Source organism: Kitasatospora sp. NPDC001132 (assembly GCF_053598415.1).
Genome location: NZ_JBSFKF010000016.1, coordinates 105,210 through 118,913, shown reverse-complemented (window position 1 = coordinate 118,913; position 13,704 = coordinate 105,210). Strand labels below are relative to the sequence as shown.

The 13,704-nt window shown below is 71.6% G+C and carries 12 protein-coding genes and 1 tRNA gene; 7 read left to right on the top strand and 6 right to left on the bottom strand.

The annotated features are described in order from the left end of the window. Positions 1-4: 4 nt before the first annotated feature. Positions 5-469, bottom strand: a complete 465-nt coding sequence (locus ACWDBE_RS21995) for a type II toxin-antitoxin system PemK/MazF family toxin (protein ID WP_449808838.1) — start codon at positions 467-469, stop codon at positions 5-7. Positions 470-684: 215 nt separating this feature from the next. Here ACWDBE_RS21995 and ACWDBE_RS21990 point away from each other — a divergent pair, with 215 nt between their 5' ends. Further along, a complete protein-coding gene (locus ACWDBE_RS21990) occupies positions 685-876 on the top strand; it encodes a MarR family transcriptional regulator (protein WP_449808837.1) in 192 nt (63 codons plus the stop codon). Between the two features lie 234 nt (positions 877-1,110). Continuing rightward, positions 1,111-1,857: an MBL fold metallo-hydrolase gene (locus tag ACWDBE_RS21985; RefSeq protein ID WP_449789727.1), complete on the top strand. Its 747-nt coding sequence runs from the start codon at positions 1,111-1,113 to the stop codon at positions 1,855-1,857. A gap of 271 nt (positions 1,858-2,128) precedes the next feature. Here ACWDBE_RS21985 and ACWDBE_RS21980 read toward each other — a convergent pair whose 3' ends face one another. From ACWDBE_RS21980 to ACWDBE_RS21965, 4 genes are all read right to left on the bottom strand, one after another. After that, a complete protein-coding gene (locus tag ACWDBE_RS21980) occupies positions 2,129-3,415 on the bottom strand; it encodes an LLM class flavin-dependent oxidoreductase (RefSeq protein ID WP_449808836.1) in 1,287 nt (428 codons plus the stop codon). Further along, positions 3,412-4,479 (bottom strand): LLM class flavin-dependent oxidoreductase, encoded by a 1,068-nt coding sequence (locus ACWDBE_RS21975; protein ID WP_449789725.1) that lies wholly within the window; start codon positions 4,477-4,479, stop codon positions 3,412-3,414. Before ACWDBE_RS21975 ends, ACWDBE_RS21980 begins: the two co-directional genes overlap by 4 nt. Before the next feature lie 456 nt (positions 4,480-4,935). Next, positions 4,936-6,213 carry a PTS transporter subunit EIIC gene (locus tag ACWDBE_RS21970; RefSeq protein WP_449789724.1) on the bottom strand — a complete coding sequence of 426 codons (1,278 nt, stop codon included), beginning with the start codon at positions 6,211-6,213 and terminating at the stop codon, positions 4,936-4,938. A gap of 397 nt (positions 6,214-6,610) precedes the next feature. Continuing rightward, the gene (locus ACWDBE_RS21965) at positions 6,611-7,912 is read right to left on the bottom strand and encodes a PTS transporter subunit EIIC (protein WP_449808835.1); all 1,302 of its coding nucleotides are present in this window, start codon (positions 7,910-7,912) and stop codon (positions 6,611-6,613) included. A gap of 401 nt (positions 7,913-8,313) precedes the next feature. Between ACWDBE_RS21965 and ACWDBE_RS21960 the strand changes: the two genes are divergently transcribed. From ACWDBE_RS21960 to rdgB, 4 genes are all read left to right on the top strand, one after another. Continuing rightward, on the top strand, positions 8,314-8,547 hold the full coding sequence (locus tag ACWDBE_RS21960) for a glucose PTS transporter subunit EIIB (RefSeq protein ID WP_030060521.1): 234 nt from the start codon (positions 8,314-8,316) through the stop codon (positions 8,545-8,547). Between the two features lie 151 nt (positions 8,548-8,698). Further along, positions 8,699-9,424: a ribonuclease PH gene (rph, locus tag ACWDBE_RS21955; RefSeq protein ID WP_360356381.1), complete on the top strand. Its 726-nt coding sequence runs from the start codon at positions 8,699-8,701 to the stop codon at positions 9,422-9,424. A 224-nt stretch (positions 9,425-9,648) separates the two neighbouring features. Continuing rightward, the gene (locus tag ACWDBE_RS21950; RefSeq protein WP_449789722.1) at positions 9,649-10,038 is read left to right on the top strand and encodes a hypothetical protein; all 390 of its coding nucleotides are present in this window, start codon (positions 9,649-9,651) and stop codon (positions 10,036-10,038) included. 31 nt (positions 10,039-10,069) lie between these two features. After that, complete coding sequence (gene rdgB, locus ACWDBE_RS21945) at positions 10,070-10,675, top strand: RdgB/HAM1 family non-canonical purine NTP pyrophosphatase (protein WP_449789721.1); 606 nt, start codon at positions 10,070-10,072, stop codon at positions 10,673-10,675. A 71-nt stretch (positions 10,676-10,746) separates the two neighbouring features. On the opposite strand, the gene ACWDBE_RS21940 is transcribed toward rdgB, so the two are convergent. After that, positions 10,747-10,830 (bottom strand) — tRNA-Leu (locus ACWDBE_RS21940). 516 nt (positions 10,831-11,346) lie between these two features. Between ACWDBE_RS21940 and ACWDBE_RS21935 the strand changes: the two genes are divergently transcribed. After that, positions 11,347-13,674, top strand: coding sequence for a chitinase C-terminal domain-containing protein (locus ACWDBE_RS21935; protein ID WP_449808858.1), 2,328 nt, complete (start codon positions 11,347-11,349; stop codon positions 13,672-13,674). The last annotated feature ends 30 nt before the right edge of the window (positions 13,675-13,704 follow it).

Here is a 13,704-nt window from a genome sequence, read left to right as displayed (position 1 = left end):
AGCCTCAGCGGCTCTGAAGGGCCCGCTGGGTACGGGTCCAGACCTGCCGGTCCACCGCGCCGGCCCGGCGGCGGAACGCCGACAGCGGCACCTCGCGCAGCTCGTCGGTCTCCAGCCAGCTGGTCCGGCCCTGCCGGTCGCCCACCGAACCGGGCGGCAGCGCCAGCACGCCCGGGCGCTCGGCGTGGTGCCTGCTGGTGATCTTCGCGACGGTGGCGGTCCGGCCGTGCACCCGCAGCACCAGGCACGGGCGGTCCTTGGAGCCGGGGCCGTCCTCGAACGGCACCTGCGCCCACCAGATCTCCTGCGGCTGCGGGCCGGCCCCCGTCCGCGGACGCGGCTGCGGCCCGGCCGGCCCGGACGGGCGCGGGGCCGGACGGGCGCGCCGCACCAGCGCCGCCGCGGCGGCGGCCAGCAGCGCGACGCCGAGCAGCGACAGGACGAGCCAGGCAGCGGTCATGCCGTTCATGCGGCGAACCGTACCGGGCCGGGGGCGCACGCCACCACCGTGCGGTCCGTGACGGTCCGGTGGTCGGCCGCCGGACGTTCGTCCGCCCATTTGTCCGCGCACTGCTCCCGGTTCGTCACGGAACTGCCACAATGCCCGTTCTGTGCCCGGAGTTCCGCCCGGTCCGGCCAGGCTGCGTCACGAACGTCCGCCCCCGTCCCCCCGGAGGTGCCCCCGTGACCCGTGGCCCCGAGCTGTGGTCCTACGCCGAGATCGCCCGCCACCTCAACGTCCGGCGCGAGACCGTCCGCAGCTACCGCCGGCACCGGCTGCTGCCCGATCCGGATGTGATCGATGGCAGCGGCCACCCGCGCTGGTACCCGTTCACCATCCGCGCCTGGGCCCGCAACCGGCCCCGGCGGCGCTGATCCCCGGCCCGTCAACCGGCCCCGCTCCCGCCCCGGGCGTTCTGGTGATTCCGCCCACAGCCCGGCACGGGGACGGGGGCAAAGTGCCGCTCCGCCCTTACCCTCGACACACCAACGCAGTGCTACCGGCCGGTCCACCGGCCCCGGCCTGCCGTTTTCCATGCTGTTTTCCGTGGAGGACGGTGAAGCCGTTTTCCAGCAGCAGCCAGGACGTGTCGGGGCGGAGGGGCTCGGATGAAACTGACCGTGGTGGGGTGCTCGGGGAGCTTCCCGTCCGCCGACTCGCCCTGCTCCAGCTACCTGGTCGAGGCCGAGGGCTACCGCGTCGTCCTCGACCTCGGCAACGGGGCCCTCGGCGCCCTCCAGAAGTACGTCGGCCTCTACGACGTCGACGCCGTCCTGCTCAGCCACTTGCACGCCGACCACTGCGTCGACCTGTGCGCGTACTGGGTGGCCCGCAACTACCGCGCCGAGGGCTGCCCCGAACTGCTGCCCGTGTACGGCCCGGCCGGCACCGCCGAGCGGCTCGCCCGCGCCTACGACATGCCGGAGAACCCCGGGATGAAGGAGGTGTTCGAGTTCCGCACCCTCACCCCCGGCAGCTTCGAACTCGGCCCGTTCCGGGTCACCGTCGCCCAGGTCAACCACCCCGTCGACGCCTTCGCGTTCCGGCTGGAGCACGACGGCCGCTCGCTGGTCTACAGCGGGGACACCGGCGAGAGCGCCGAACTCGTCGAACTGGCCCGCGACACCGACCTCTTCCTCTGCGAGGCCGCGTACGTCGACGGGCGCGACACCTACCAGGCCGTCCACCTCAACGGCCGCGAGGCGGGCGAACACGCCGCCGCGGCCGGGGCCCGCCGGCTCGTCCTCACCCACATCCCGCCGTGGACCGACGCCGAACACAACCGGCGGGGCGCCGCGGCCGCCTACCCCGGGCCGGTCGAGGTCGCCCGGGCCGGCGCGGTGTACGAGGTCTGAGCAACTCGGCGCGGCGCCGGTGGGCGTGCCCGGCGTCGGCCCGCGGGTTCCCGGAAGAAACCCGGGAACCACCTGCAACCTCCGTGCATCCCGTACGTCTTGGCCGCACGCCTTGGCCGCACGGCATCTCCGCGTTCGGCGTCTTCGCGGGCGGCGCCGCGCCGGGCACGGAGCAGCCCGCCGCGGTCCGCTGACCGACGTGGACGGGAGCGCCGGCTGACCGTCCCTCCGTTCACGGCCCGCCCGGAACACCCGGGCGGGCCGTGCCCGTTCAGCGCCGCCCGGGCACCGGCAGTCCGAGGTGCTCCCGCAGGGTGGGGCCGGTGTAGTCGGTGCGGAACACCCCGCGCTCCTGGAGCAGCGGCACCACCCGGTCGACGAACTCGTCCAGGCCGCCCGGGGTGAGGTGCGGGACGAGGATGAAGCCGTCGGCCGCGTCGTTCTGCACGAAGTGGTCGATCTGCGCGGCGACGGTTGCCGGCGAGCCGATGAAGGACTGTCGGCCGGTCAGCTCGATCACCAGCTCGCGGCTGGTCAGCCTCTTCTCCGCGGCCACCGCCCGCCACCGTTCGGCGACGGCCACCGGGTCGACGTGCCGGACCCTGCCCTGGACCAGGTCGCTGTCCGGGTCGGGGTCGACGGTGGGCAGCGGTCCGTCCGGGTCGTGGTCGGACAGGTCGATGCCCCAGACCTGTTCCAGGAAGGCGATCGTGGTCTGCGCGCTGACCTGGGCCCGGCGGATCCCGTGGGCCCGTTCGGCCGCCTCGGCGTCGGTGTCGCCGAGGGCGAAGGTGGCCGCGGGCATGATCTTCAGCTCGTCCGGCTTGCGCCCGTACGCGCCGAGCCGGCGCTTGACGTCGGTGTGGAAGGCCTGGCCGTCGGCGAGGGTGGAGTGCCGGGAGAACACCACGTCGGCGGTGGCGGCGGCGAACTCCCGCCCCTCGTCGGAGTCCCCGGCCTGGATCACCACCGGGTGGCCCTGCGGCGGCCGTGGCAGCGAGAGCCGGCCCTCGACCTCGAACTGCGGCCCCGAGTGCCGGACGGTCTCCTCCCCGGCGTCCCAGAACTCCCGTGCCAGCTGGACGGATTCGGCGGCCCGGGTGTAGCGGTCGGCGCGGTCCAGGTAGCCGCCGCGGCGGAAGTTCTCCCCGGTGAAGGCGTCCGAGGAGGTGACCACGTTCCAGGCCGCGCGGCCGCCGGAGAGGTGGTCCAGCGAGGCGAAGCGGCGGGCGAGTTCGTACGGCTCGTTGAAGGTCGCGTTGACGGTGGCGGCCAGGCCGAGCCGTTCGGTGACGGCGGCCAGCGCGTTCAGCACGGTGATCGACTCGGGGCGGCCGACCACGTCCAGGTCGTGGATGCGGCCCTTGGACTCGCGCAGCCGCAGGCCCTCGGCGAGGAAGAAGAAGTCGAACTTCCCGCGCTCGGCGGTCTGCGCGAGGTGGCGGAAGGAGGAGAACTCGATGTGGCTGCCGGAGGCCGGATCGCTCCACACGGTGGTGTTGTTGACGCCGGGGAAGTGCGCGGCGAGGTGGATCTGCTTGAGCGGTCGGTCCGTCATCGGGTCACCTCGGCGAGGGCGGGGGAAGCGGTGGGGGCGTCCGTGGGGGCGTCGGCCGGGCGAGCGGCGTAGCGGCTGGCCGGGCGGGCCAGGCCGAGGTGGTCGCGCAGGGTGCGGCCGGTGTACTCGGCGCGCAGCAGTCCGGCGGCGCGCAGCGCGGGGGCGATCCGGTCGGCCAGCGCGGCCAGGTCGCGCGGGGGGTCGGCGGGGGAGAGGTGGAAGCCGTCGACGCCGGTGCCGGTCGCGGTGAGCTCGGCGAGCAGCCGCTCGTCGGCGGCGCGGTCGGCCAGGGCGGAGAGGCCGGCGTCGAGCCGGGCGAGGATGCGCAGGCCCTCGCCGGCCCGCAGCCGCAGTTCGGTGGCGGCGGTCAGCCGGGCGGCGCGGTCGGGGGCGTCGAGCAGGACGACGTCGGCGTGCCGGACCGCGGCGGCGACCCGGGCGCGCCCGCCCGGGGAGGCGTCCGGCGCGAGGTCGGCGGCGGAGAGGGGCACCGCGACCACCGGGCGGCCCTGGGGCGGGCGCGGGGTGATGGACGGGCCGCGGACCGAGAAGCGCGGGCCCGTGAAGTCGATGTAGTGCACCTTGTCGCGGTCGATGAACCGCCCGGTGGCGGTGTCGCGGATCTCCGCGTCGTCCTCCCAGCTGTCCCAGAGCCGGGCGGCCACCTCGACGGCGTCGGCGGCCTCGGCCCACAGCTCGTCCTCGGCGGCGACCGGTCGGCGGCCGAAGGCCCGGGCCTCGGCCTCGGTCGTGGAGACGCCGACCAGCCAGCCTGCCCGGCCCTCGCTCGCCCAGTCCAGGGTGTTGACCGAGATCGAGGTGTGGAAGGGCTCGGTGTGGGTGGTGGTGACGGTCGGCACCAGGCCGACCCGGCCGGTCAGCGGGGCGATCCGGGCGAGGGCGGCGAGCGCGTCGGGGCGGCTCGGCGCGGCGGCGAAGGAGTCGTCGAGGGTGACGAAGTCCAGGGTGGCCCGCTCGGCGAGACGGGCGAGGTAGGCGTAGTGCCCGGCGTCGAAGCGGCCGGGGCTGTCGAGGGCGGCGGACAGGTGCAACTGGCGGGGCATGGTGAGCCTGACTTCCTCGTGCGGACGCGTGCGCGCACCGGAGCGGCCCGTGCCGGGGCGCGGGTGCGCGGGGCGCGCGGGAGCGCGGTGGCGGCCCGCGGGCGGAGCCCGTACGGGCGGGGGAGGGAAGGACCGGCGCCGGGCGGGTCGTCAGCCGGGCGGCGGCGGGGGAACGGTCAGCTCAGCCGCGACACGCCGCGGACCACACGCGACCGAAGTCGATGTGGCTGCGGGTGACCAGCGGGCACGAGGCGTTCACCGCTTCAGTTGACCAGGGCCTCCGGCGATTCGTCAACCGCCGTTTCCGTCCGTGGACACGGCCGCTCGGCGGACCCGGGATCACGCGGGGCGGGCCCGGGTACGCCGAAGGCCCCGCCCGGCCGCTGGTGGGACAGCGGCGGGGCGGGGCCCTCGAGGCGTGCGGTGACGCGGGCGTCGGACTTCAGGCGTCGGGCCTCAGGCCTTGGTGACGTCCTCGATCTCGTCGTCGTCCTCGCGACCGGGGGTCTTGAGGTCGAACCTGGCGATCGCGAAGCGGAACAGGAAGTAGTAGATCGCGGCGAAGACCAGGCCGAGCGGGATGATCATCCACGGGTCGGTGGCCTTGTTCCAGGCCAGCAGGTAGTCGATCAGGCCACCGGAGAAGGTGAAGCCGTCGTGCACGCCGAGCGCCCAGGTGACGGTCATCGAGACGGCGGTGAGCAGCGCGTGGATGACGTACAGGACCGGGGCGATGAAGACGAAGGCGAACTCGATCGGCTCGGTGACACCGGTCACGAAGGAGGTCAGGGCCAGCGAGACCATCATGCCGGTGACGGCCTTGCGGCGGTGCGGCTTGGCGGCGTGGGCGATGGCGAGCGCGGCGGCGGGCAGCGCGAACATCATGATCGGGTAGAAGCCCGACATGAACTGTCCGGCGGTCGGGTCGCCGGCGAAGAAGCGGGTCAGGTCGCCGTGCACGACGGTGCCGTCGGGCTTGGTGAAGTCACCGGTCTGGAACCAGGCGTAGGAGTTCACGAACTGGTGCATGCCGACCGGCAGCAGACCGCGGTTGACCAGGCCGAACGCGCCCGCACCGAACGCGCCGGCGCCGATCAGGGTGTCGTTGAGGCTCTTGATGGCGTCGCCGATCGGGCCCCAGGCCAGACCGAAGAAGACGCCGACGGCGGTGCCGACGAAGGCCATGATGATCGGGACCAGGCGGCGGCCGTTGAAGAAGCCGAGCCAGTCGACCAGCCTGGTGCGGTGGTACTTCTGCCACAGCACCGCGGCCAGCAGGCCGATCACGATGCCGCCGAGCACACCCGGGTTCTGGTAGGTGGCGGCCTCGTCCTTGCCCGGGAGGATCTTGTACTCGGTGATCGGGAACGCGGTGAGCACGTTCTTGTAGACCAGGAAGCCGACCAGCGCGGCCAGAGCGGTGGAACCGTCGGCCTTCTTCGCGTAGCCGATCGCGATGCCCACCGCGAAGAGCATCGGGAGAGCGTCGAAGACCGAGGAGCCGGCGGTGTTGAACACCGCGGCGACCTTGTCCCAGCCGAGACCGTCCTTGCCGAACACGTCGTCCTGGCCGAGACGCATCAGCAGACCGGCGGCGGGGAGCACCGCGATGGGCAGCTGGAGGCTGCGGCCGATCTTCTGCAGACCCTGGAGGAGGTTCTGGCCGAACTGCTTGGCGGGGCTTGGCGAGGCCGGAGCCTTAGCGGGCGCCGGTGCCTGCTCAGACTGACTCATGGGGGTGGGTTCCTAACGGCATGGCGGTCGGTCGGGGGAGGCACAGGGGGCCAACCGCAAACTGGTCTACACCACACGTGGTGTAGACCAGTTTTGTAGCACGGGCCGGGAAGTCGAGGAACCCCGGAAAGCGCTACCGCCGGGAAGTGCTATGAAATCGAAACCTACTTACCGAATGGCGATCTTGGTCCCGGTCGCGATTGTGATTTTGGCCGACGGCGCAACAAAATCGATTTTGGATAATCGCGCAACAAAAGCACGGTGTGCCTGACGGGGCGTCCGGCCTGGGCCGGGCCTGGGACGTCCGCCACCGGTCCGGCCCTTTCGGGAAATGCCGAAGGCCCCCGGGCCGGTGCTCCGGAGGCCAATGCGGGGATAACCCGGGCGCCGCCCGGTTTCAGGCCTTGGTGACGTCCTCGACCTCCGCCTCGTCCTCCCGGCCGGGCGTTTTCAGGTCGAATTTGACGATGATGAATCGGAAGAGCGCGTAGTACACGGCGGCGAAGCAGAGCCCGATCGGGATGATCAGCCACGGTTTGGTGGCCAGCCCCCAGTTGATGACGTAGTCGATCAGGCCGGCCGAGAAGCTGAACCCGTCGTGCACCCCGAGCCCCCAGGTCACCGCCATCGACGCGCCGGTCAGCACCGCGTGCACGGCGTACAGGGCCGGGGCGATGTAGGCGAAGGAGTACTCGATCGGCTCGGTGACACCCGTCACGAAGGAGGTCAGGCCGACCGAGAGCATCAGGCCGTACATCTCCTTGCGCCGGTGCGGCTTCGCCGAGTGGGCGATCGCGAGCGCGGCGGCGGGCAGCGCGAACATCATGATCGGGAAGAAGCCGGACTGGAACTGGCCGGCCGTCGGGTCGCCCGCCAGGAAGCGCGGGATGTCGCCGTGCACGATCGTGCCGTCCGGCTTGACGAACTCCCCGAACTGGAACCAGACGAAGGTGTTCAGCAGCTGGTGCATGCCGATCAGCAGCAGTGCGCGGTTGAACAGGCCGAAGATGCCGGCGCCGCCCGCGCCCAGGTCGGCGAGGGTTTGCGAGAGGTCGTTCAGGCCGCGGCCGATCGGCGGCCAGATCCAGAGCGCCACCACGGCGGTGACCAGGCCCACCAGGGCGGTGATCATCGGCACCAGGCGGCGGCCGTTGAAGAAGCCGAGCCAGTCCACCAGCCTGGTGCGGTGGAACCGGACCCACAGCCAGGCCGACATCAGGCCGATCAGGATGCCGCCCAGCACGCCCGGGTTCTGGTACGTCGCGGCGGCGATCTTCGCCGACGAGTAGCTCACGCACTGGCCGGACCAGGCGTCCGGGATCAGCGTCGTCCCCGCCGGGCACTTCTCCGGGAAGGCGTGCAGGACCCGGAAGTAGACCAGGAAGCCGACCACGGCGGCCAGCGCCGTCGAGCCGTCCGCCTTCTTCGCCATGCCGATCGCGACGCCGACGCAGAACAGCATCGGCAGGCCGAAGGAGGAGTCGAGCAGCGCGCCGCCCGCGGCGGCGAACACCTTGGCGACGTCGTCCCAGCCCAGCCCGTCCTTGCCGAAGACGTCGGGCTGGCCGAGCCGGTTGAGGATGCCGGCGGCCGGGAGCACCGCGACCGGCAGCTGCAGGGAGCGCCCCATCTTCTGGAGGCCGCCGTAGAAGGTGTGCCACCAGGTGGCCTGCGAGGCCGCGGCGCCTGCCGAACTCATCCTTCGCCCTCCGGGAGCAGTTGCCGACCGCAGGGGCCCCGCGGGACCCTCGGGCGGGGGTCGGGAACCCCCGGGGCCGTTCCCGCGTTCCTCGGAGTACACATATATTGGTGTAGACCACTTGGACGCGGGCCGTCCTCCGAGGGCAGCAGCCCCGCTGATCGTCATCCTCGGGCGGCGATCGGGACCCTGCCCGCCGAGATGGGCCAAAAGTGGACTAACGTGGCGGACCGGACCGGCACGGGTGATGCTGGTCGCGCTGCTCGCCGGCCGACCGCAGCCGAACCCGCGTCAGCCACCGGCACGGACCTCACCACCCGACGGTCGAGGGACACCCCGGCACCAGCGCAGGACGGCACCCGGCAGAGCCGCCGAAGGGCCGAGACAGAGGGAGAAACCAGATGGCCAGCAAGGCTGAGAAGATCGTCGCCGGTCTGGGCGGCATCGACAACATCGAAGAGGTCGAGGGCTGCATCACCCGCCTGCGCACCGAGGTCAAGGACGCCTCCCTGGTCGACGAGGCCGCCCTCAAGGCCGCCGGCGCCCACGGCGTCGTGAAGATGGGCACCGCGATCCAGGTCGTCATCGGCACCGACGCCGACCCGATCGCCGCCGACATCGAGGACATGATGTGAGCTGACCCACCCGGGTTCAGTCCGCCCGGCCCGCCGACCCGCTCAGGGGGACGGCGGGCCGCGGCGCATCCGGAGCCGACCCGGGACCCGGCGGGGCCCGGCGCGGCGACGCATCGGGACCGGGCCTCCGGAGCGACTACGCTCAGTTCCTATGTCACGCATCGACGGCCGCACCCCCGAACAGCTCCGCCCGATCACCATCGAACGGGGCTGGAGCAAGCACGCCGAAGGCTCCGTCCTCATCTCCTACGGCGACACCAAGGTGCTGTGCACCGCCAGCGTCACCGAGGGCGTGCCCCGCTGGCGCAAGGGCAGCGGCGAGGGCTGGGTCACTGCCGAGTACTCCATGCTCCCGCGCGCCACCAACACCCGCGGCGACCGCGAGGCCGTCAAGGGCCGCATCGGCGGCCGCACCCACGAGATCAGCCGGCTCATCGGCCGCTCGCTGCGCGCCGTCGTGGACCACCGCGCGCTCGCCGAGAACACCATCGTCCTCGACTGCGACGTCCTCCAGGCCGACGGCGGCACCCGCACCGCCGCCATCACCGGCGCCTACGTCGCCCTGGTCGACGCCGTCGCCTGGGCCCGCGACAAGAAGCTGCTGCGCGCCAAGGGCCAGCCGATCACCGGTGGCGTCAGCGCCGTCAGCGTCGGCATCATCGACGGCGTCCCGATGCTCGACCTCCAGTACGAGGAGGACGTGCGCGCCGAGACCGACATGAACATCGTCTGCACCTCCGACGGCCGCTTCGTCGAGGTCCAGGGCACCGCCGAGGGCGCCCCGTTCGACCGCGAGCTGCTCGACCGGCTGCTCGACCTCGGCAGCCTCGGCTGCGCCGAACTGGACGAGATCCAGCGCAAGGCCCTGGAGGGCTGAACCGGCGCGGGCCCCGAAGCCGTCGACCGGATCGGACGCACGGTCAGCCCGCGGGCCCGGACGGCCGTTCGGGCCCGCGGGGCGAACGGCCCGCCGAACGGTCCGCCTGCTGTACAGGCCGGGCCCGGAGACCGTACGGTTCCCGCAGCACTCCCGCTGCGGGAACCGCGCACCTCCCGGCGCGCGTACCACCCCACGGAACCCGCGCCCCCCAGGAGGATCGGATGCCGTCGAGCATCGCCCGCCCCACCGCCCTCGCCGTGGCCGGCCTCATCGCGATCCTCCCGCTCAGCATGGTGAGCTGCTCCGCCGCCCAGAAGGCGCTCGACTGCGGCAACACCGCGGTGAAGATCACCGGCGACATCGCCGACGTCACCCAGGCCTACGACAACGCCAGCAACGACTCGGCGGCCGCCGGCCGGGCCCTGCAGAAGCTCAAGAACGACCTCGACCAGGTCGGGAAGAACTCCAAGAACACCGACGTCGCCAAGGCCGTGACCGACCTGCAGAAGCAGGTCGAGAACGTGCAGCGGGCGGCCGACAAGAACGAGGTCCCCGACCTCAAGCCGCTCGGCGACGCGGCGGGCAACCTCACCTCGGTCTGCACCGGCTGACCGTCCCCGGCCACTCGGTAGGGTGGGCGATATGTCCACCCGCCTGATCCTCGCCACCCGCAACCAGCACAAGGTCACCGAGCTCCGCGCCATCCTGACGGACGCCGGCCTGGACGTCGAACTCGTCGGCGCCGACGCCTACCCGGAGATCCCGGACGTCCCCGAGACCGGCGTCACCTTCGCCGAGAACGCCCTGCTGAAAGCCCACGCCCTGGCCCGCGCCACCGGCCTGCCCGCCGTCGCCGACGACTCCGGCCTCTGCGTGGACGTGCTGAACGGCGCGCCCGGCATCTTCTCCGCCCGCTGGTCCGGCAAGCACGGCGACGACCGCGCCAACCTCGACCTGCTGCTCGCCCAGCTCTCCGACATCGCCGAGCCGCACCGCGGCGCCCACTTCTTCTGCGCGGCCGCCCTCGCCCTCCCCGACGGCACCGAGCGCGTCGTCGAGGGCCGCCTCCTCGGCACCCTGCGCACCGCCCCCGCCGGCGACGGCGGCTTCGGCTACGACCCGATCCTCCAGCCCCTCGGCGAGACCCGCACCTGCGCGGAGCTCACGGCGGACGAGAAGAACGCCATCAGCCACCGCGGCCAGGCCTTCCGCGCCCTCGCCCCGGTGGTGAAGGACCTCCTCGGCTGACGCCCCGTCCGCTGGACGTCGAAGGCCCGCTCCGAGAGCTTCTCGGGGCGGGCCTTCGATTTCAAGGCTAGTGCGGCCTGAGGGACTCGAACCCTCACGGGATTTCTCCCACGGGCACCTAAAACCCGCGCGGCTGCCTGTTACGCCAAGGCCGCATGGCCTTCAGTCTAGGGCTTCGCTCTCGGTGGGAACACCGCGATTCAGTGCGGCGACGCGCGCCCGGTCCCGTTCCGTCCGCAGTGTCCGTCTGTGACGGAGCGGCAGGCGGAGCGGCGCGGTCGGAGGTCGTCCCGTCGGTCGTCGGCCGAGTCCGGTGCGGGCGCTGGGGACCGCGTGACGATCGAGGGTGGGTTCGGTTGCGGGTGGGGCGGGTTTTCGGCCATCGGCTGACTGATTGTCGTTGGGGCTGCGACCCGTGATGTTTGGTCGCCGATTACCAATTGGTACAGACCTATTGACCTATGTGGTTCAGACCACATAGCTTCTGCGCCAATTGCAATCCCCCACGTGCGTGCTCCCCCACAGGCACGCGCCGACACTCTCTCCTGGAGGACCGAGTGTTGATCCGAAACACGGCGGAGCGGCGTCCCACCGCTGCCCACCGCCGGAAGAGTCCGGCGGCTCGGGCCGGTGTGGCCTCGCTGGCGGCGGCCTCGTTGGCCGGGCTGCTGATGGCGACGCTGGGTGCGGCGCCCTCGCAGGCGTCGGCGGCGGTCGACAACGCGGCCTGTCGGCCGGACGGCCTGTACCAGACGCCCGGGGTGGACGTTCCGTACTGCTCCGTCTACGACACCAGCGGGCGCGAGAAGATGGGCGCGGACCACCAGCGCCGCATCATCGGGTACTTCACCGGCTGGCGCACCGGCAAGAACGGCGACGCCCCGTACCTGGTGAGCGACGTCCCCTGGGACAAGGTCAGCCACCTCAACTACGCCTTCGGCCACGTCGGCGGCGACAACAAGCTCTCGGTCGGCACCGACGGCCCGACCAACGAGGCCACCGGGATCTCCTTCCCCGGCGTCCCCGGTGCCGAGCTGGACCCGAGCCTGCCGTACAAGGGTCACTTCAATCTGCTGACGAAATACAAGAAGCAGTACCCGAACGTCAAGACCCTGATCTCGGTGGGTGGTTGGACCGAGACCGGCGGCTACTTCGGGGACGACGGCAAGCGCGTGAACTCCGGCGGCTTCTACTCGATGACCGTCAACGCGGACGGCAGCGTCAACCAGGCCGGCATCGACACCTTCGCCGCCTCCTCGGTCGACTTCATCCGCAAGTACGGTTTCAACGGCGTCGACATCGACTACGAGTACCCGACCTCGATGAAGGACGCCGGCAACCCGCTGGACTGGCAGCTCGCCAACGCCAAGCGCGGTTCGCTGGCCAAGGGCTACGCGGCGCTGATGAAGACCCTGCGCGAGAGCCTGGACAAGGCCGGCGCCGCCGACGGCAAGCACTACCTGCTGTCGGTCGCGGCCCCGTCCTCCGGCTACCTGCTGCGCGGCATGGAGACCTTCCAGGTGGCCAAGTACCTGGACTACGTCAACATCATGTCGTACGACCTGCACGGCGCCTGGAACAAGTACGTCGGCCCGAACGCCTCGCTGTTCGACGACGGCAAGGACGGCGAGCTGGCCGCCGCCAACGTCTACGGCACCGCGCAGTACGGCGGCATCGGCTACCTGAACGCCGACTGGTCGTACCACTACTTCCGCGGCTCGATGCCCGGCGGCCGGATCAACGTCGGCCTGCCGTACTACACCCGTGGTTTCAAGAACGTCCAGGGCGGCACCAACGGCCTCTGGGGCACCGCCTCGGCGACCACCTGCCCGCTCGGCTCCGGCCTGACCGCCTGCGGTGACGGCGCGGTCGGCATCGACAACATCTGGAACGACAAGGACGACGCGGGCAAGGAGTCCCCGGCCGGGTCGAACCCGATGTGGCACGCCAAGAACCTGGAGAAGGGCATCCTGCCCGACTACCTGGCCAAGTACGGCGTGTCCGACACCGCGCTGCAGGGCACCTACACCCGCAACTACAGCTCCACCCTGGTGGCGCCGTGGCTGTGGAACGACACCAAGAAGGTGTTCCTCTCCACCGAGGACGAGCAGTCGGTGGGCGCCAAGGCGGACTACATCGTCAACCAGGGCGCCGGCGGCGCGATGATCTGGGAGCTCGCCGGCGACTACCGCTGGGACGCCACCGCCAACGGCGGCAAGGGCCAGTACGTGCCCGGCAACACGCTGACCACGCTGATGTACGACAAGTTCAAGTCGGCGACCCCGTACGGCGCGATCCGTTCGACGACCGCGCTGCCGCAGCAGACCCTGCCGATCGACGTGTCGTTCAACAACTTCGCGCTGGGCGACTCGAACTACCCGATCAACCCGAAGCTGCACATCGTCAACAACTCGACGCTGACCCTGCCGGGCGGCACCGAGTTCCAGTTCGACTACGGCAACTCGGCCCCGGGCAACGCCAAGGACCAGTCCGGCTTCGGCCTGCAGGTCATCAAGCAGGACAACCCGGGCCCGGGCAACGTGGGCGGTCTGAAGGGCAACTACAACCGGGTGTCGGTCAAGCTGCCGGGCTGGCAGTCGCTGGCGCCGGGCGCCTCGATCGACATGGACTTCGTCTACTACCTGCCGGTGTCCACGCCGTCGAACTGGACGGTCAACGTGGGCGGCACGCTGTACGGGATCAAGGGCGACCTGACCCGTGGCGCGGTGGACGGCGGCACGCCGACCCCGACCCCGTCGCAGACGGCCACCCCGACGCCGACGCCGACCCCGACGGGCACCGCCTCGCCGACCCCGACGCCGACCCAGACCTCGGGCGCCTGCACGGCCGCCCCGAGCTGGGACGCGGGCACCACCTACGCGAGCCCCACCAAGGTCTCCTGGAAGGGCCACTACTACCAGAACAAGTGGTGGACCAAGGGCGACGACCCCGCGGCCGGCGGTGAGTGGGGCGTCTGGAGCGACCTCGGGGCCTGCTGATCAGGGCGGTCCGCTGAGGTGAGATGCGGC